Below are 19,797 nucleotides of genomic sequence, written 5' to 3'. Positions count from 1 at the left end.
GAAGCATCTGTAACCTCTACAGTTTCAACGCGAATTCCCTCACTTTGTTCCACTTTTACTGTAACCGTTTCTCCTTCTTTTGCTGTGTTACTACTCAGCGTCACGGTTCCGGCTTCCGGCTGTACCACTGTAATATGAAACTTCTGATCCATCTGTTCAGGTGCATTTACTTCCTGTGTTTCATTCATCGTCTCTGTTTCCTCTGCAAACACAACAGTTGCCGTAGGATTGTACAACAATGAAATGCCTAGCATCAAACCTGTTCCTAATGTAATCATTCGTTTTTTCATAAGCTTACCCCTAATATAATAAATTTCTATTTCTTAAAATTCGTTTTATAACGCACGTCCATATGTATACTTCGGTGTTCCACCAACAATCATATTCCCCTGGCCATCTTTGTGATATGGAAATACCCAATAATAGTTATATGCAGTTTTGGAAGCCTTCGTATCTGTGAATGTAGTTCCCTTCGTTGTCATCCCTACATAACCATATTTCCCACCGACTCTTTGTCCATAGACAAGATATCCTTCGGCATCCTTTTGTTCTGTCCATGTCAGTTTTACTCCACCTTTTACAGAAGATGCTTTCAGATTTTCTACTGCCGGAATGATTCCTTTTGCATACACGTATTTTTCACATGGGCCTGGAATCATTTTTCCTGTGTTCTGATCCGTAACATATGGGAATACCCAATAATAATTGTAATCTGTATCTAATGCCTTTGTGTCTGTAAATGTAGTTCCCTTTGTTGTCATTCCTACATAGCCGTATTTCCCATTCTTCTGTGCGTAAATCAAATAGCCTTCCGCATTCCCAGCTGTCTGCCATGATAAAAAGACTTTATTTTTCCCCGATGAAGCAGCTTTTAGATTTTTTACATTTTCTAAACCATAAGGATCATATACATTAATTCCAAGTGTGCCCTGTATCTCTGGTCTTGCCTTCAGCTTTGCTGATAGTGTTCCTGAACCGACTTTTATTCCTGTCAGATGTCCCAATGTATCAACTTGAAATATTTTTGTATCAGAGCTACTCCACTCAATTGTTGACGGCAAAATCCATGTGACGGCTATATTCCATCCATTATTTAACAACACAAATTTTCCATCATAGTCCTCTTTTTCTCCTCTTGCCAATCGATACGGATCTCCCACATTCATTTGACATTGAATATTATCCGTAATCACTTGAACCGCTTCTTGTGTGTCAATGTTTTGTCTTTCATCTGTAGATACAGCTTCTGAGGTTCCAAATAATTGTACCCAGTATCTAATCCCGCCTTGCGTAAAGCATCCTACTCCCATGATTGAAAAGTCTTTATCGAGTATATTTGCTTTATGCCCTGGTGAATTCATCCACTGTCTCATTGTTCCCTCTGCGGTAGAGTTCCCCGCTGCGATATTTTCCCCAAATGCCTTATCCGAAACAGAAAAACAACTCTCTCCATTTGGCCGTGTATGAGAGAAATCTATCTGAGTTTCTATTGCTCTTGTCATCGCAGCATGCAGTAACTCTTTGTCCATAGTAACTTTCGGTACACCAATCTTCGCCCGCTCCTGATTTACCAATTCAAGTATCTGCCACGCCTCTTCGTACAAATAAGTTCCTTCCAGCCAGATATCAGTACACTCTGCCCCATACTGAGAAACCGAAACCTCCTGTCCTGCATTCAATGCCTCTCCAATGTTTATTCCCTCTTCCATTCCGGACCTATTCATGTTTTGCATGTTGTCATTCATATCACCTTCTGCAAGAACTCTGCTGTTTCCCAACATAACCAAACATGTCATTACCAGAATACACACTACGGTATTTTTTAAAAATTTGTACATCCTTTCTCTCCTCCTATTTAATATCTCTCTTAGGCGTTTGCGAAACGCCAGAACCCGCATAAATACGGGATTCTTTTTACTACAAAATAACTCCTCACTGATTTATGCTAAAATTGAGACGTCCAATAACAATTAACCATATCTACCAGTAAAGGAGTTATATTTACACGATACCATACAAACCGCTTTCTTTGGCAGATTTTTTACCGATTGCCAAAATAAATTTGATAACGATAAATATGCGTTTCTTGAACTTCTTAAAAATGCCATCTACCTGATGAAATTGTTCCAGTGTCTTTTATTTCTCCTTTTCACACTGCCACCAGCAGGCCTCGCAAGCCAGTCCGGAATACTCGTATGAAAAAACAGTGAATTATGTGCTTAACTGCCGGGATACTGCAGAGACCTGTTTGGAAGATGGACGCTGTAGCTTTACCAACAATCTCAGCGAGAATGAAATCTGCGTGTTTGCCGTTAATCGGAAGAACTGGCTGTTTAGTAATTCTGTGGATGGGCCTATGCCAATGCAATGGTCTACACAATGGTTGAAATGGCAAAGGTACATAATCTGAATATATACGGATGCCTGAAATTTCTACTGGAGCATCGGCCCACAAAAGAAATTACGGACGAACAGCTCGCAGAACTTGCACCCTGGAGTGAAAACTCCAGTCTATCAAAAATCGCATATGAATTATAGTGAATTGCTCCAACTCGCAAAGGGCTGGAGCGATTTTATATTCTACCGCATTATATTTTGGCGGGTACTTCTCAACTTACCCCCTCTTATTTTACAGAAAAAGTTTCATACTCTCATTTTATTAAGTGCTTACTTTCTTTCTACTTCTGACAAATGTTCATCTGCTTCTATCATTAATTCCATTTCTTTGGTAATAACTTGAAATTGGAAGGATATACTATTATAAGCCACGGCCATATGTATATCTAGGCGTACCGCCCACTACCATCGTGTTCCCACTTTTGTGATACGGGTAAACCCAATAGTAATTATACATTGTTTTTGATGCCTTTGTATCTATGAAGGATGTTGCATTACTCGTCATTCCAATATATTCATATTGTCCACCGGCTCTCCTTCCATAGACCAGATACCCCTCTGCGTCAAATTGTCGATTCCATGTAAGTTTTACTCCATCTAACACAGAAGATGCTTTCAAATTCTGTACTGCTGGTATAATTCCTTTCGCATATACATATTTTGCACATGCTCCCGGAAACATATTTCCTTTTGAATCCTCACAATAAGGAAATACCCAATAGTAATTATACTCTTCATCCAAGGCTTTAACATCTATAAATTCAGACTTTTTAGTCGTCATCCCACAATACCTATACTCGCCATATTTTTGTGCATATATTAAATATCCATCTGCCCCCTCTGAAGGGTTCCAACTAATTTTAACCTTATTTTTGCCATATGCGCTTGCTTTTAGATTTTGTACTGGTGATGGGATTACTAACTCTTCAGAACCAAAATACATATTTAAATCTACTTTTCCACTAATACCATCTACTACCCCAGCATCTGCACACTGCCAAATTTTATACTCACCATTATAAGTACATACACTATTATATTGTGCTACCCACTTTTCCATATTGTCAAACGTTGAATCTGTAAGATAATTTGTAAACCAATCGGTATTGGCATAGATTGCAGCATCATATCCTGCCGCCTCTATAATATCACAAAATGTTTTTGCAATCTCTGCAATTTTTTCTTTGCTGACATGATTTCGTATACTGTTTTCTTCTAAATCATAGTAAATAGGAAATTCCAAATCATACCCTTGAACAAGTCTTAAAACATGCTGTGCTTCACTTTTTGCCCGTTCTACACTATCAGCATACGAATAAAGATAAGTTCCGAATGGAATTCCCAATCGTGTACATTCATCAGCATTTCTTTTCCAATAATCATCGTCTTGGTTTGTCTGATTCATACCATATCCACACCTTATAATTGCAAAGTCAATATCTGTATTTTTTACTTTCTCCCAATCAATGCTTCCCTGCCATTCACTTACATCAATACCTTTTGCTGTTGCTCCCTTAATGATCTCGCCACGATTATTGATATAGTGCCCATCAACCTTACTCCATGCCTGAAAAGCCCCCCATGTCTGAGAAGGTTCATCAAAATAAATTCTTTCCCCATCTTGATAACGCCAACTGTTACTATGTCCCTCTAAAATAGCTGCTTCATCAGATTCACTGTCAACATTTTCTTCATTTTTTTCTATTGATTTCTCAGATGCCTGCACTTGAGAAACCGAACTAATATTTAATAAACTAACAAGAACAATACAAATACTTTTTTGTATTAACCGTTTCTTTTTCATATGTCTAAACTTCTCCTATCTTTTTGATTACTGTCCTCAATATTTCCATATCACTTGCAAAAGAAAAACGAACACATGGATATTGCTGTTCTCCATAAGATAGTCCATCTACACCGATAATTCCATATTTATCCAATAATCTTTCACATACTTTTTTTGAATTTTTTTCACTTTTAAATCGTACCCATGCATAAAAAGCCCCTTCTGGCTTTCTACATTCTATTCCTTCTACTTTATTTAATTCTTCTACAAAATAGTTTCTTCTGTATTCATATATTGTTCTCATTTTTTCAATTTCTTCATCACAATGGAATACTTCTATGGCTGCATTTTGTATGAAAGGACTAAGTCCGGTTATGGTATGAACATATAGTTTATACATAACTTTCGTTATTTCTGCACTTGCCACTGTATACCCTATTCTCCATCCAGTCATAGCCGCACACTTGGAAAATCCATTAACGGTCACCACTCGATCTGCTATATTTGAATAAGAAGCCAAACTAATATTCTTCTTACCATCATATATGATTTTCTCATAAATTTCATCAGAAACAATATGCAAATTATATTTTTCCGTAACATCCCTCAGCAATTCTGCCTCTTCTTTTGATAGAACTCTACCTGTAGGATTGTTTGGATAATTTACTACAATTACTTTTGTTTTTTCTGTAATATAGGGAATAATATTTTCTTCTTTTATCTTATAATTATCATCGTATTGCAGATAACTTATAATTGGCTTTCCTCCACATGCTCTTATTATTGGACAATAAGAAACCCAAGAGGGAGCAAAAACAATTGCCTCGTCTCCTACGTTCATTAGAGAGGCAATCGCCATATAAATACCATACTTCCCTCCTGGAGTCACAATAACATTCTCAGGCGTACACATAATATTATTTTCATTTCTAAGTTTTTCCGCAATGCGCTCTCTCAAAGAAAAAATCCCCTGACCGACAGCATAGTGAGTCTCTCCTTGATTTAAAGACTGTATTGCTTTATTAATTATTCTATCAGGAGTATCAAAGTCTGGCTCACCGCCAGCCAGACTTATTACCTCTTTTCCCTCTTTACGCATTTTCTCAGCTTTCAGCATTAATTCCACAGACGATGAACCTTCTAATCCACTGATAAACTTATTATACATTTCCTGTTCCTCTTTACTATTCTTCAAACATATAACTTCTAATATCTTTCATATCTGTTTTTGCAATTCCCGGTGCTGCCATAACTACATAATAATCATTCGCATATTCTACAGAATATTCTCTATCTTCTAAATACTGTGCAAATAATTCCTTTTTTCCAGCATACTGATTCGACAATTCACTAGAAAGCAAAGTTTCATAATTCCAATCTTCAAATCCATAATAATTATTTGTTCTGCAATAGACAACTATCGGCGGGATTTCAGACTTCTCTTCTGCATTAGATAAATCCTGTCCCAATTTCTCATTGCTATAGTTAGGATTACTTACCCATGGCTGCACATAGGACTCCATATCTGTTAATGAATACAGGAGAATAGCCCCCCCAAAAACCATTAATTTTTCTTTTTCATCTTTTTCTCTGCTTTGTAAATCAGAAACCACTTCTAATGTTCCATTTACCGCATCTGCTTCTCGCTGTGTTGTTTTCATAAATTTCAATTTATCACTATTAATCGTATATTGCAGTGAACTTCTATCAGTACTGTCAAAATTCATAGTAGAATATATCATGTCAAAGAACTTATATCCACTACATACACATAAAACTAGAATTGTCAACATCACTGCACTGCGTTTTGTAACAATTCCAATCCGAGAAGTTATATCATTTAGAGACTGGATTGATGTTCTTTTCAACAACGCACAAATAGAAGATACCGACAACGGCGCTATAATCCAAAATGCTAATATTACATGTTTAGTTCCTGTATTAGACCCTGCAATTGTCAACAATGGTAAAATCACTGCACATATTCCTATTAAAGCAATTTTGACATTTCCATTTTTCGTATACAAATGATAAAAAATAGTAAAAAATGTAATCACATATAGTAATCCTATAAAGAAAGACGGACCTGTTGTCATCTGCGGCCAATTAGGAACTTCATTGACATCATACGCATAAATTAACTGATATACTGCAATTCCCACTATCACAATTCCAAATAAAATATTAAAGATTTTTCTTTTTATTTCTACTTTTTGAGTGGCAAATATTATACTAATGCCCAAAAATAATACAATCCCTGCAGCCAGAAAAATAAATCCAGATGCGATTGCATCTAAATTTCCAAACAAAAATGTAGACCAAAGATTATTCATGCTATATCCGCCATCTGATGCTGAAGCTAGACCTGATAATCTGAATATATTTCCAATAAAATACTTCATTTGTCCAGAAACTGTAAGAACTATTCCCATAAAAAAACCCATTCCTAACGTTCCTGTTAAAAATGCTCCTATATGTTTAAAAAGATATTTTACCTCTTTATTCTCATACATATACCAAAAGATATACAGGAAACATGTTATTACAGCTGTAACACTTCCCATCCTAGAGCATACAACCAAAGTAAAAAATATTCCTGCAAATACACTAAATATTTTCTTATCTCTAATAATGGCTTTATACTGAAATGATAAAATTAAAATCAAAAATAAAACATTATATTGATGGTAATTAAAAATATTGAGATATGTATCAGACGCCAAAACAGCAATTAAAATTCCAAACAATGTCTCCAACTCACCAAGATCTTGTCCAAAGGTCTTGTAAATGACTGCTGCCATGACAATCTCAATGAAAACTTCTAATAAATTTAGGCCCCATATTCCTAATCCCGGAAATACATTTAGCCACATCCACCCTGTTACACTAGTAAAATAAGAAGTAAAACCAATCAATTCCGGGTTACTAAAAATGTTTTCATAATTAAACATATGAATTCCTGTATCTCCTAAATCAATCCCGTAAAAACTGGTCATAAAAGGATAAAATCCAATACAAAACATTAAAAAGATTTTAACAATTTTTTTATATTTGTCACAATCGGTTTTTCTCATTTTTTCAGCTATTTTTCTCATATTCCTCCTCTTTTCCAACAATACTCTCAATAACGTATTGCGGTTTTTTATTTATACACATATAAATTCTTCCAATATATTCTCCTATGATTCCCAAAACACCTAAAATAAGTCCGCCGATAATTAATTGCACTGCTATCTGAGATGTATAACCAACTTGTATAGTAGGTATCATTAACTTTCTCACTAAAGCTATAATTGCAACAAAAAAGCCAATAATAGAGCTTCCAAATCCCAAAGCACTTCCTATTCTCAATGGCTTTACTGAAAAAGCTGTAAATCCATTAAGCCATAACTTCACCAATTTTTGAAAGGTATAACCGCTATTTCCTTCTCGTCTCTCTCTTTGGCTGATTTCTATATTTGCAATTTTGCTTGTAGTCCTTAATAATAGTCCCGCTATATACGGATATGCATTTTGATATTTTATCACTTCTTTCACAACAAATTTTTTTGCCATAAAAAAGGATGATAATCTGAGACTTTTGGGTTTATCTATCATATGATACATCATAAATTCATTTAATTCTGTACCTAAACGCCTAATACGAGACTTCTGTGTTGTTTCTTTATATTTGGCACAAACAACATCGTATCCTTCTTGTATTTTATCATAAAAATCCCAAACCATACCAACTGGCGTTTGTCCATCATCATCCGATGTCATAATGTATTTTCCTTTTGCCATACGAAATCCTGCCAGAAGACCACTGGGTTGTCCAAAATTTTTTGAAAAATTTATTCCCACAATTCTTGAATCATCCGCAACAAGTTTCTCTATTAACTGTTTTGTATTATCTTTTGAATTATCGTTGACTAATATAATTTCATATTCAAAAGAAGGCTTTTTTTTCATTGCCTCTCTAATCTCATCAACTACAAATTGTAAATTTTTTTCTGAACAATAACATGGTATCACAAAAGATATATCCATCATATTTTCTCCTAATCATTTAAATATTTTTTCAAACAAACTATATCATATGTGTCCCATTTTCTGCGGTCTAAACATTCAAACCAAGTATCTTCCTGTTTCTCTATATTATCTAGTTTTCCCAAAAATTCAACAGTATGCTGTTCTTTTGGTATAATTACAACCCCTGTATCATCACATACTGCAATACTGCCATCATATTTTTCTTTATGTTGCTTATAAATTTCTTCGTCCAAAGGTTCTTCTATTTTTTTATTAAAGCATCCTACTGGAGTAAATCCGTTACACCATACAGGATAATTTTGCTTAATTAAATCGTTTGCATCTCTCAATGGCGCATTTGATATAACTGCCACTGCTTCTTTATATAAAAGCATAAATTTTGAAACCAATTCTCCAATTGTTGCTCTATTTTTACAATTAAACGCCTCTATTAATACAACATCTCCCGGCTGTACTTCTCGCGCCTGTTCATGAATGCTCCAATTGGACTCATTATAAGCATATATCCATTTTACGTTTCCAACCGCAAAATGTCCTCTATTAACAATGTGTGCCCCCTCAAATAAACCTGCTTTTCCCAAGCAGTCTGCTACCTCTGTAGTTGAAATACGATTTTTTCTAATTTTATCGATAATCTCCTTTTTTATATCCATATCCTGCTCCTCCTTATGATTTATTTAAATGAAACTTTAAACATTTCTTGAACCTGTTTTATCAAGTTTTCTACTTGTCCTCTATTTTCTGCACAGATAATATAAAAGCCCACTCTCGAACGATCATCCTGAGCACGTTCAATAATGTCTCCTTCTGAAAAATCCACATCAAAGGCGACCACTTCTGGAATAGCTCGAATCTCATGTATTCCCTCAATTCTTTCAATCTGCTTTCCGTTTGATTCTATATCTAAAAAGGCCAGTACTGCACAACGTTTTTTGCACTCATTTTTTACTTCAAGTTCTGCCTCTTCTGCAACGTCTTCATTTCCTAATGCAGTTTCAATTAAAAATTTATAATTATCTACTCCTGAAACATACGGCACAATATCTGAAGAAATACGTGTTCCACCGCCTCTTGCCGCCATTTCTATCAAATAAAATTCACCATCTTCAAATTTATATTCCGCATGTGTCAAAGCATTTTTCAAACCTGTTCTATCAATAATTTCATTATTTGTACTTCTGAGATAAGTATAATCAAATTTATCGTTCTCATATGAAAAAAACAATTTTGATGCAATGTTCGGATTATATGTAAAATGAGATTTTTCAGAAATCGCTAAACTATGATGACATCCATTTAAAACAATCCCATCTATTGTAAATTCTGTCCCTTTTATATATCGTTCTACCAAAACATATTTTCCTTTGTTTGTATAACCCTCAGCAACAGGATACCACTTTCTCATTTCCGCTTCTGTTGCTACGGTAAACACCCCTCTGCTTGATTGAGAATCCAAAGGCTTTATAATCACTGTTTTGCCCAATTCTTCAAGAAACGTGACAGCCTGCTCTACATTTTCACACAGGCAATACTCCGGAAATTTAAATCCATTTTTTCTACAAAACTCTCTCATTTTATATTTATCCGTAAAAAGTTCTGCCATTTCACTGCCTATACCACTACAGCCCACTTTTTCTGCTACATATGCCACGGTTGGAACTGCTATATCACTTTCATCTGTCAAAACAGCATCTACCTGGTATTGTTTTGCGAACTCTAGATTACCTTTTTTATCAAGAACATTCATGACTCCTCTAATATCTGCATATTCAAATCCAGCAGAATCTTCATATAAGTTTGTATTTGCAACTTGATACCCTAATTCTTTTGCTCGCTTAATCAAGGGGACCTGCCATGTTCCTCCCGCAATCACCATAATTGTCTTCATTTCGTTCTCCTATCTAAAAAATTCTTTACTGTTTTTATTTGATAAACATATCGTTCTTGCAGGTACATATACTCTATTTTTTTCTGTCGAGTTGTTTATATAACTCCCTGCACCTATTAAGGTATAATCTTCTAAAATATTCCCACCTCTGACAGCACTCTGAATTCCTAAAAAGCAATTATTTTTTACGATTGTCTTCCCGGCTATTACTGAAGAAGGTGAAAAATAATTGAAATCACCCACTGTAGATTCATGCGATAATTGACAACCATTCCAGATAATATTTCCCGAACCTATTTTCGTTCCATAGGCAAGTACAACATTTTCCAGTATGATATTTCCATCTCCCATTTGTAAACATTCCAGTCTTGCAGAAGGGTGTATTATATTTACTAATTCGTACCCTTTTCTTTTTATCTGGTAGTATATTTCTTTTCTTATATCATTCATAGCTCTATATCCTATTGCCAAAATGAAAGAGTACTCTTCTGGTTGATATTTTCTACTAATTGATTCAAATTCTACAACAGGAAGTCCATCTCTTTTTCTTTCTGTTATATATCTCCTATTCATAGTATACGCATCTACAACTATATCCATATATTTCTCAGCATAAAACCGAAGCATACTACCAAAATCATTTGCCCCAAATACTACACAACGTTTTTTCATCTTCTTCAACCTTTATAAAATTTTCTAACCTGCTCTGCCACAAATAAAATATCAGATTCTCTCAATTTATAATATAACGGAAGTCTTAGCAGCTTTTCACTTTCTGCTGTGGTATATTTGTCTTCCCCAAAAAAAGTACCATATTTTTTCCCTGCCGGTGCCGAATGAAGTGGTATGTAGTGAAAAACTGCATTAATTCCGGCTTGTTTCAAAAATTCTATTAACTTCTGTCTTTCCTCCAAGCTTTGAGTTTTAATATAAAACATATGAGCATTATGTGAACATTCTTCCGGAATCACAGGTAGCTTTATATATTCTTTCTCCTCTAATTCTTTTAATGATTCATAATACAGAGTCCAACTTCTCATTCTATCTTCAAATATTTTGTCTGCCACCTCTAACTGAGCCCATAAATATGCTGCATTCAATTCACTTGGAAGATAAGAAGAGCCTGCATCCATCCATGTATACTTATCTATTTGCCCTCTAAAAAATTTACTTCTATTTGTACCTTTCTCCCTTATAATTTCTGCACGTTCAATATCCTTCTCGTTTTTAATTAAAAGGGCACCGCCCTCTCCCATACTGTAATTCTTGGTTTCATGAAAGCTATAGCAGCCATAGTCACCAATAGTTCCCAAGGGTCTTCCCTTATAAAAGGAGTTAACTCCCTGTGCTGCATCCTCTATCACAAATAAGTTGTATCTTCTTGCCATATCACAAATTTCATCCATCTTACAGGAAACCCCTGCGTAATGAACCGGCACAATAGCTTTTGTTTTTTCTGTAATAGCGTCTTCAATCAGTCTTTCATCAATATTCATTGTCTCCGGTCTGATATCTACGAATACAGCCTTTGCTCCTCTTAACACAAAAGCATCCGCTGTAGATACAAACGTATAAGAAGGCATAATTACCTCGTCACCTGGCTGGATATCGCATAAAATTGCTGCCATTTCTGTAGCATGGGTACACGAGGTTGTCAATAAAGCTTTGGACGTTCCTGTTGTTTCTTCCAGCCATTTAGAACATTTCTTTGTGAAATTTCCATCCCCACAAATTTTTCTATTCTGTATAACCTGTTCAATATAGTCTATTTCTTTCCCCACCACTGGCGGCACATTAAAATTAATCATTGCTTTCTCCTTCTTTTTCGTTTGTTTTTATTTTCCAGATTTGATAACCAGCAACCTCTTTGTATAATTCTGCCTCTGCCTCAGAATAATAGTGCTCCTGTATAAATTTCACCTTATTATTCAATGTTCTCGTATCTGTATCTACCAGATATACTCTGTCTTCCACAAGTGCTTTTAAAGGCTGTGATATCCCATATGCCTCCATACACGCTCTTTCCTCTGGAAAATTTGTCATAACACTTGCAAAATACAGGGCATTTCGCAAATATCCCTTCTCCAGTGTCTGAAATGGATTCCATTCATAATACAGTGTCTGCATAGTAGTCTGAAAATCTAAAAAATAGAAATTGTCTCTATTATCTTCTATCTCTTTTATTAATCCATTTTCCGGCTTACCTTTATTTACATTTTTTCTATATTTTCTAGCATCATAATTCCATGACTCAAAAAAAACATTGTCAATATAAGATTTTCTATTTTCGCTAACCACATCCTGATAACTACGATCAGGCAAATATAACGGTATTTGCAACATCAGACAAACTGCATTAAGTATAACACATATTCTACTAATTTCAACAAAATTGCTTTGATTTTCTTTGTATTTTTCTTTCCAAAAATAAAGAATACTCAAAAATACTCCTGCCAGTACAGCATATTCTACTCTGTATACAACTCTTTCTCTTATAAAGAAATAAAGCATATACACAAAACCTACTAATGACAAAAGAAATCCCGTCCAACAATATTTTCTCTGAAATATACACATAAGTACAAATAGAAATGCTGTAGCCAGAAATATTGGATATCCTGTAATTCCTCTTGTCTGCATATTTTCCAGTATCATTTCCTTAGAAATTTCTACATTTTTGTTATAGTTTTCTATAATATCAGCAGTCTTTTGCATAATCTCAAGCGTAAACACTTCATTATCTGCAAAATTCCATGTTCTCATAAGGTAATAATCATTTTCTGAAACTCCAATTTTCTTCAGTTCTTCTCCGTATGCCTCATACCCATAATCCGCGGAATCTACAATTCGTCCTCTTGCTTCTCCATATTCTCTAAAAAATCTATATTCTTCATTTTGATTATAAATATAATCATCAAATTTATCCATTCCAAATGCTACTACAATGACTAAAATTCCGGGAATCATAATCCACAGTATTCTCTTCTTGAAAGTTTCTTCTTTTCTCTCTTTTTGAAACAACCTTACAAACTCTACTATTAAAATAAATAGCAGAAACCCTCCTGCTATATAAATCACATAAAATCTTATTAGCGTTCCGGCCAGGCATATCAACGCAGAACCCCACTTTAACTTCCAGGATTTATTCTCAAACAAGGCCCAAACAAATACAATCCCACCTCCCATAACGGCCAACATTGCTGTCTTTGTAAATTGCACCAAAATATAAGCGTCATCTGCAAAGAAGGTTAACAGAATTGCAATCAATAATAGCGCTATAGGACGCTCCATTTCTTTTAGCAGCATATAAGATACTAAAATTAATGATATATTTATTAACACCAATTGAAAAATCAAATACCAACTAATTCCTGGAAAAGCATAATAGAAAGGTAACATAATATATCCCCATAAAATATTTATAAATATCATATGCGGATTCGGTGCATCTCCGTATGCCCCAGACATAATGGACGCCATTAAAAAGTCATCCGACACTTCGTATTTTATATCACAAAACAATAGAATTGTTAAAAAAAACACTATATTTATAGTCAATGCCAGTACCTTATCTGATTTCCATTCTTTATTGTTATAAAACTTTTTTATTTCTTTTGTCCTTTCCACAATACCTCACTCCTACTTACCTTTTCTCTTCAAAATGGTTACTCCCATTTTTACCATTTCTACTGTTATTTGTTCTCTCTGTACTAATAATATCACCCCATATAGTCCAAAAAAGAGCACTGCTGTTATAACCAATTCCCCAAAAGTCGAAAAAGCAATCGTATGTTTCATTAGTAGCATGACTACACTGGCTACTAATGCTGCCACCAGATTTTCTCGAACACTGATTTCTTTTACAATTTGCCCCAGCATCTTTTTCAAATACATACACTGGACCGCTAGTACAACAAATTCTGCCAGTAGAGTCGCAAAAGCTGCTCCTGTCGCGCCATACTTTCCAATCAAAAAAAGATTCAACACAAAGTCCAGCAATGCTCCCCATATTATGGAATACAATACTTTTTTCTCTTCTCCTTGAGGTGTAAGAATCTGTATTCCTGTAATATTGGACAGCCCGATAAAAAGTACAGCTGGCATTAATATCTGCATAGGAAGAACCGATGCTCCATAGCTTTCACCTGCCAGAAGTTGTATAGCTTCTGGCGCCATAAAGGTAAAATACACAGACACTGAAATCCCAATTATCATCACAAAATTAAAGGCTTTTACTACCATTCTCTGAAATGCCCCTTTATCTTTCTTTTCTATATAGTAAGAAAGTCTGGGGAGCAGTACTGTTCCGAGAGAAGTAATCAGACTTACCAACAGTGTTTTCACTTTAATAGCAGCAGTATAGTAGCCCACCTCTCTGCTCCCCTTCATAAAACCAATCATAACAATATCCATATTTGTGTATACGCTAATGGCCGCTGATGTAGCAAAAAAGATAAGAATAGGCTTTAAGTGTTTTTTAAATTCATACGGTGCTATTTTACGAAAGCTCACATATTTATGGAGATTTATAAAATTCAAAAGATATGATGCGCTTCCTGCAAAAACTGTAATTGCCCCATACTTTACATAGTCATTCGGATTCTTGATCCACAGAAACATCATCACAATAGAAATAATCTTAAACGCAATAGAACATGTAGTAATATATGTATATTGTTCCATTGCATTATAAAACCAAGTTACACCTACAACATTCAAAACCATACTGACACTGTTAATAAGTAGAAGTGTTTTCTCTCCCGCAAAATCTGGAACCAAAAACAACAGTATCAAAAAAACGAAATATGTCAGTACCATCGTTCCACCATTTAAAAGCATTAACTCCTGTACTGTTTTTGACAGAGCTTCTTTATCATCACGCACTTTTGCGCAGGTGCGAATTCCATATGTAGGAATCCCCAGCGATGCAAACATGGAAAAATAGGTAATCACAGAGGCAGAAAAATCTACACGACCAATACCTTCCGGTTGTAAAACACGAAGTACATAAGGTGCCGTAATCAACGGAAAAATAATAGAAGAAACCGTCAAAATTGCATTCATGATAAAATTAAATTTAATGGAATGTGTCTTCATACCTAATCTTCTCCTATATGATTTCGTTTCTTGCACATTCTGGCAATCCACGCATAGCATTTAAAGTTCATCTTCCGAAATAACCGAAGTGTCCCGCTCTCTTCCCCTGAACGGCGGTAAATCTCCGGACTTTTTTCTTTCAGTTCTCTGTCAAATGCACGGAACTTCTGTCGTATCTCTCTGTCCTTTTCCGGAAAACTCATGAAAACAGTGATTTGGTCTCCCACCATCTGGGCAATCCGCTTTCCAATATAATCAATTTTACCTTCTGTTCCGGTCTTTGCATATTCCTGGAAAAAATCTGTCAGATGCAAGATAACATCAATATGATTCTGCATATGTTTCTGATATCCCTGAAGACTGACACTCTGGGTCATCACGGCCAGCCTGTACATGTAAACAAACAAGTCCAGAAACTGTACGGTTTCTACATAAGGAATGGGATACAACACATATTCCACGTCCACATAAAAGCAGTGCTCATCCAGACGAATCTGATTTTCTTTTAAAATACTGGTCTGTATCACAAGGGCATGCATGGCAATCTGCTTTCTTTTTCCGGCCTCTTCAAAAGACCAGATTTCTTTTTCTTTCAGAACTTTATAATCTACCGGTGTTTTCTCCCCGGTCACATCATTGACTTCATAATAATTTGTAACCACATACTGAGCCGTGCAATTTTTTAAAGCTTTTACCAGTTTGACGAAATCTTCTGTGTCAACCCAGTCATCTCCATCTACCACTTTAAAATAAGTCCCTTTGGCCTCCTGAATTCCACGGTTTATAGTAGAACCATGCCCTCCGTTTTCCTTTGAAATCACCCGGAACGTCTGGGGATATTGCCTTTCATACACCTTTCCAATCTCTGCCGTCCTGTCTTTGGAACCATCATCTACAATTAAGACTTCGACTTCCTCCAGGATTTCCGGGCTTAGAAAGGAATCCAATGTCTGTTTCAAATATTTTTCCACATTATACGAGGGAATGGTAATTGTCAGCACCTTCTGCATACTTCTTCTCCTTATTCTCTACTGCCTCAAACTATCGCTTTTTTTTCGCAGACCGGACAGTATATTCATTATGCCATACAAATGCCGTTTCATCAGAAACAACAAAATCTTATCTTTTTTTGACAATGTTTTTATATAGGGATTCTGCAAAAATCCTGGATATTTCTCTTCCACATAAATCCGAAACTTTTTCAGCCATATACTCTTACTGTTTTCCAGAATAATCTCTTTAGACGGAACAAAATATCCATGTTCAAAAAACATGTATTCCAGCTCCTTTTGAAATTCTCCCGCCCTTTCCTTCTGACTGAAATAATCACGCAGAAACTCCAGCACCCATGTCCGGTCTTCGTAACTGCGTTCAAAATTGCTGCTGTGCATAATAGAACCTTTTCTCAACATATAATAGTAAAAAGGTTCATCACCCACATATCCTATTCTCTCTGCCTGCAGTAAAAATCTCGGTGTGGTTGCCAGGTCTTCATAATGCCGTCCTTTCGGATAGCGAATACCAGATTTGTCCCAAAATTTTTTACGGTACAGGCAACAGCATGCAGAAGGAGATTTCAGCAAAACCTCAGGATTTGTCCTGGCAGAAAAAACCTTATTTTCCGGCATTCCGTAGTGATACAAATCTCTTCTCCCGGTTTCCTCTTCAATGGATTCAAAGTCAAAAAATACCATATCGGCCTGAAGCTTGTCTGCACAGGCAACTGTCTTTTCCACCAGATGCGGTGCTACACTGTCATCTCCGTCTATAAAAAACAAATATTCTCCTTTTGCCTGCCTGGCTCCATAATTTCTGGCATCACTGAGCCCGCCATTTTCTTTATGGAACACCTGGATTCTCTTATCGGCACAGGCATATTCCTCGCAGATTTCTCCGCTTTTATCCGTTCCTCCGTCATCTACCAGAAGAATTTCTATGTTTTTTTCGGTCTGTGCCTGAAGACTTTCAACACACCCCCGAATATACCTTTCAATATTATACACCGGTACAATAATACTGGCTTTTTTCATGCTCTGACTCCTTATTTTTCCAGCAGTCTTTGCTGCTGTTTTTTCAATGTTTCCAGACTATAGGCTTCCTTTTTTCCAATCCAGGAAATATGTTCCCTGTCTGTTTCTCTATGTTTTAAAATAAAATCTGCCCAGACCTCCGGCTTCTCTTTCAGTGGTAAAAACCAGCAGTTCTCCGTAATCTTCACTTCCGTTGTAATAGTATCACTCATCAGGCTGGGAAGTCCCGTACACTGGGCCTCTACTCCCACAGTAGGAAGTCCTTCAAAATATGACGGAAGCAGAAAAAAATCCATGGCCTGGAAGAGTCTGTCCGGGTCTTTTCGAAAGCCGAGAAGCCGAACACTGTCTTCCAGTCCTTTTTCTTTTATCCTCTTTTCTACGGTCTCAAACCGCTCTCCTCTTCCCAATAAAAGCAGCACTGCTTCCGGACATTTCCTTTTCAGTTCTTCAAAAATATCTATTAAAAAGTAATGGTTTTTCTGGTAAACGAAGTTTCCCACATGTCCCACCACAAACTTGTTTTCTAAATTCAGTTTTTTTCTTACATCGTCTCTAACCGCAGACGAATATGTAAATTTCTTTAAATCTACGGCATTAAATATCATCTGAAATCTGTCTGATTTTACTATCTTTTCAGGAAACATCCACAGTCCCGCTTTTTCAGAACAGCCGTAATACTCTGTAGCTGCCCTGTACAAAGACAATCTGCAGAACTTATGGATGCTGTCAAAAATCATCCTTTTCACAGGATTCTCACAATCATTTCCACTGGTATGACTGTGAATGAAAATCCTGGGAACCTTTTTTTTCTTTGCTGCCCAGGCAGCAATGCAGTCAATGGCCGTGGAAATATTGAGATACACAATATCGTAGGATTCTGCTTCCAATATTCTGCATACTTCCCGGTATTGTCCTACCGGGTGTTTTAAATTGGGAATTGCAAAAATGCGGGAATGATACTTTTGCAGGAAGGTTTCCAATTCCGGAGAAACCTCATTCGTCAGAAAATCAATTCTGATGTTCTCTGTATGAACATTCTCTAAAAAATTCAGGAGATATTTGTCAATGCCTCCTCCGTATCCGTCCATGATAAATCCTGCCAGTATCTTTTTCATCTTTTGTTTCCGCCTTTTCTTTTATTTTGTACTCTGCATGTACTGCATCAGATATCCCAAGAATGTCCACAGCACAAATGCTGCCGGGGAGTTTGTATAGAGCCCTTCCATTAGAAATCCCATAGCCACAGCCACTACCAGAATGCAGGCAGAAAGTATTCCTATGTAATTCCGATCCGAATCTTCTGTTTTAAGAATATTTTTTCCCCACCGGCAAAATACCAGAATGCCAAATGCCAGAAAAATTCCAATCCCCAACAGGCCTTGATAAACCATAATATTTAAGTATTCATTATGCAGGCTCACATACTCCCCCTGGGAATTATGTACCGCATAAGTATCCGGAAGCTTCTCCCTCACATATGGAAGAAAGGAATTATACCCGGTTCCCACCACTGGGCTGGTCTGCCAGATTTCCAGTCCGCTTTTCCAAAGAGCAATCCTGCCGTTTGTCACGTCCTTTTCCAAATCAGCAGCCCGCTCCGTCTGTTGTGTCTGTTGTGTCTGTTGTGTCTGTTGTGTCTTTTGCGTATTCTGTGCCTGTGTGTTCTGTTTTTGTGTATTCTGCTGTTTTTGCGCATCCATAATTTTTATCTCAGCTTCTATTTTTTCACTATATCCTGTTTTCACATGGGAACCGCCTCCTATAAAAACAACGGCAGCAAAAACAACCATCAAAACACGAAGGGCAAATGTTTTCTTCGCCCACTTGCCTGTAACACCTGCAAAAATCAGCCAGAAAACACTTGCCAGGGCAAGAGCCAATTCTGCAGTCCGGGAGTCTGCAAAAAGAATATATCCATAATTCACTGCAAGAATAAGTACATAGGGTATCTTTTTCCAGCTTTTTTTCGTCATGCAATGATACAGACACAGCAAAACCGCAAGGGTACTGAGCACACCGCCATAATTGGGGTCTGTATAGACTCCCCAGAGCCTTCCCCAATAAAATCCCGCTAACATCAGTTCATTCCCTGAAGTAAACCACTTTGCGTGGTACAATGTCTGCATCAAATACAGACTTACAGCCGCGGCTCCCCCACTGTAAAGCAGAAGTACATGGGAGAAGAAATGAAATTCTTTTTTATAGGAAGACTTCTCTCGCTTTGTATCACACATATAGAGCAGAAAGAATAAAAATCCTGTCCATATCATCCACTTCATGTCCGCTATTCCTGCACCATACTTCCAATTCACCAAAATACTAATGCCAAAGCTGGCACAAAACAACACCAATACTACCAAATAGGGTGTCTTCACATAATCTTTCCAGTAAATCATTCTCCCTAAAAGCGCCAACGCTCCCAATATCAGACATCCCTTCACCAACAGGGGCTGCACCGGCGAATCATACAGAAAGGCATTAAAAGTCACAAGTCCCAGCAGCAGATACGCCAGCTTAAATGCCCATTCCAGATACTTTACATACTCCTTTTTCACTAACTTCAT

17 protein-coding genes are annotated in these 19,797 nt (G+C 36.4%); 1 reads left to right on the top strand and 16 read right to left on the bottom strand.

Annotation, left to right across the window (positions count from 1 at the left end; all coding sequences use genetic code 11):
• The coding region (locus WKT17_RS12990) for a hypothetical protein (RefSeq protein WP_340273155.1) at positions 1-290 on the bottom strand (290 nt) is incomplete at its 3' end.
• Positions 291-335: 45 nt separating this feature from the next.
• Positions 336-1,679, bottom strand: coding sequence for a CAP domain-containing protein (locus WKT17_RS12985; RefSeq protein WP_340273153.1), 1,344 nt, complete (start codon positions 1,677-1,679; stop codon positions 336-338).
• Positions 1,680-2,206: 527 nt separating this feature from the next.
• Between WKT17_RS12985 and WKT17_RS16340 the strand changes: the two genes are divergently transcribed.
• Positions 2,207-2,410, top strand: a complete 204-nt coding sequence (locus WKT17_RS16340) for an IS66 family transposase (RefSeq protein ID WP_291682068.1) — start codon at positions 2,207-2,209, stop codon at positions 2,408-2,410.
• Positions 2,411-2,758: 348 nt separating this feature from the next.
• Here WKT17_RS16340 and WKT17_RS12975 read toward each other — a convergent pair whose 3' ends face one another.
• The 14 genes from WKT17_RS12975 to WKT17_RS12910 are packed head-to-tail and all read right to left on the bottom strand — an operon-like array spanning position 2,759 to position 19,797.
• Positions 2,759-4,201 (bottom strand): GH25 family lysozyme, encoded by a 1,443-nt coding sequence (locus tag WKT17_RS12975; RefSeq protein WP_291682066.1) that lies wholly within the window; start codon positions 4,199-4,201, stop codon positions 2,759-2,761.
• A gap of 4 nt (positions 4,202-4,205) precedes the next feature.
• A complete protein-coding gene (locus WKT17_RS12970; RefSeq protein WP_291682064.1) occupies positions 4,206-5,351 on the bottom strand; it encodes a pyridoxal phosphate-dependent aminotransferase in 1,146 nt (381 codons plus the stop codon).
• 16 nt (positions 5,352-5,367) lie between these two features.
• Complete coding sequence (locus WKT17_RS12965; RefSeq protein ID WP_291682063.1) at positions 5,368-7,278, bottom strand: glycosyltransferase family 39 protein; 1,911 nt, start codon at positions 7,276-7,278, stop codon at positions 5,368-5,370.
• The gene (locus WKT17_RS12960) at positions 7,262-8,215 is read right to left on the bottom strand and encodes a glycosyltransferase family 2 protein (RefSeq protein ID WP_291682059.1); all 954 of its coding nucleotides are present in this window, start codon (positions 8,213-8,215) and stop codon (positions 7,262-7,264) included. The genes WKT17_RS12965 and WKT17_RS12960 overlap by 17 nt, the downstream gene beginning before the upstream one ends.
• An 8-nt stretch (positions 8,216-8,223) precedes the next feature.
• Positions 8,224-8,868, bottom strand: a complete 645-nt coding sequence (locus WKT17_RS12955; protein ID WP_291682054.1) for an RraA family protein — start codon at positions 8,866-8,868, stop codon at positions 8,224-8,226.
• A gap of 20 nt (positions 8,869-8,888) precedes the next feature.
• The gene (locus WKT17_RS12950; protein WP_291682053.1) at positions 8,889-10,103 is read right to left on the bottom strand and encodes an ATP-grasp domain-containing protein; all 1,215 of its coding nucleotides are present in this window, start codon (positions 10,101-10,103) and stop codon (positions 8,889-8,891) included.
• Positions 10,104-10,112: 9 nt separating this feature from the next.
• Entirely contained in the window at positions 10,113-10,775 is a 663-nt protein-coding gene (locus WKT17_RS12945) for an acetyltransferase (RefSeq protein ID WP_291682052.1), read from the bottom strand.
• Positions 10,776-10,780: 5 nt separating this feature from the next.
• Positions 10,781-11,911 (bottom strand): dTDP-4-amino-4,6-dideoxygalactose transaminase, encoded by a 1,131-nt coding sequence (gene rffA, locus WKT17_RS12940; protein WP_291682051.1) that lies wholly within the window; start codon positions 11,909-11,911, stop codon positions 10,781-10,783.
• On the bottom strand, positions 11,904-13,730 hold the full coding sequence (locus tag WKT17_RS12935; protein ID WP_291682050.1) for a hypothetical protein: 1,827 nt from the start codon (positions 13,728-13,730) through the stop codon (positions 11,904-11,906). Before WKT17_RS12935 ends, rffA begins: the two co-directional genes overlap by 8 nt.
• A 12-nt stretch (positions 13,731-13,742) precedes the next feature.
• Positions 13,743-15,200, bottom strand: coding sequence for a flippase (locus tag WKT17_RS12930; protein WP_294459103.1), 1,458 nt, complete (start codon positions 15,198-15,200; stop codon positions 13,743-13,745).
• Positions 15,201-15,202: 2 nt separating this feature from the next.
• Positions 15,203-16,210, bottom strand: coding sequence for a glycosyltransferase family 2 protein (locus WKT17_RS12925; protein ID WP_291682047.1), 1,008 nt, complete (start codon positions 16,208-16,210; stop codon positions 15,203-15,205).
• An 18-nt stretch (positions 16,211-16,228) separates the two neighbouring features.
• Positions 16,229-17,230, bottom strand: coding sequence for a glycosyltransferase family 2 protein (locus WKT17_RS12920; RefSeq protein WP_173747198.1), 1,002 nt, complete (start codon positions 17,228-17,230; stop codon positions 16,229-16,231).
• Between the two features lie 11 nt (positions 17,231-17,241).
• The gene (locus tag WKT17_RS12915; protein ID WP_291682046.1) at positions 17,242-18,348 is read right to left on the bottom strand and encodes a glycosyltransferase; all 1,107 of its coding nucleotides are present in this window, start codon (positions 18,346-18,348) and stop codon (positions 17,242-17,244) included.
• A gap of 21 nt (positions 18,349-18,369) precedes the next feature.
• Complete coding sequence (locus WKT17_RS12910; RefSeq protein ID WP_291682045.1) at positions 18,370-19,797, bottom strand: O-antigen ligase family protein; 1,428 nt, start codon at positions 19,795-19,797, stop codon at positions 18,370-18,372.

The sequence above is a fragment of the Blautia sp. HCN-20427 genome (assembly GCF_037890365.1).
In the GTDB taxonomy this organism is placed as follows: Bacteria; Bacillota; Clostridia; order Lachnospirales; family Lachnospiraceae; genus Blautia.
Note: the sequence above shows the minus strand (reverse complement) of the source record. Positions and strands in the feature narration are given on the sequence as shown.

Coding starts and splice junctions, on each gene's coding strand:
- WKT17_RS12975 (WP_291682066.1), bottom strand. CDS start 4,201: ATGAAAAAGAAACGGTTAATACAAAAAAGTATTTGTATTGTTCTTGTT.
- WKT17_RS12970 (WP_291682064.1), bottom strand. CDS start 5,351: ATGTATAATAAGTTTATCAGTGGATTAGAAGGTTCATCGTCTGTGGAA.
- WKT17_RS12965 (WP_291682063.1), bottom strand. CDS start 7,278: ATGAGAAAAATAGCTGAAAAAATGAGAAAAACCGATTGTGACAAATAT.
- WKT17_RS12960 (WP_291682059.1), bottom strand. CDS start 8,215: ATGATGGATATATCTTTTGTGATACCATGTTATTGTTCAGAAAAAAAT.
- WKT17_RS12955 (WP_291682054.1), bottom strand. CDS start 8,868: ATGGATATAAAAAAGGAGATTATCGATAAAATTAGAAAAAATCGTATT.
- WKT17_RS12950 (WP_291682053.1), bottom strand. CDS start 10,103: ATGAAGACAATTATGGTGATTGCGGGAGGAACATGGCAGGTCCCCTTG.
- WKT17_RS12945 (WP_291682052.1), bottom strand. CDS start 10,775: ATGAAAAAACGTTGTGTAGTATTTGGGGCAAATGATTTTGGTAGTATG.
- rffA (WP_291682051.1), bottom strand. CDS start 11,911: ATGATTAATTTTAATGTGCCGCCAGTGGTGGGGAAAGAAATAGACTAT.
- WKT17_RS12930 (WP_294459103.1), bottom strand. CDS start 15,200: ATGAAGACACATTCCATTAAATTTAATTTTATCATGAATGCAATTTTG.
- WKT17_RS12925 (WP_291682047.1), bottom strand. CDS start 16,210: ATGCAGAAGGTGCTGACAATTACCATTCCCTCGTATAATGTGGAAAAA.
- WKT17_RS12920 (WP_173747198.1), bottom strand. CDS start 17,230: ATGAAAAAAGCCAGTATTATTGTACCGGTGTATAATATTGAAAGGTAT.
- WKT17_RS12915 (WP_291682046.1), bottom strand. CDS start 18,348: ATGAAAAAGATACTGGCAGGATTTATCATGGACGGATACGGAGGAGGC.
- WKT17_RS12910 (WP_291682045.1), bottom strand. CDS start 19,797: ATGAAGTTAGTGAAAAAGGAGTATGTAAAGTATCTGGAATGGGCATTT.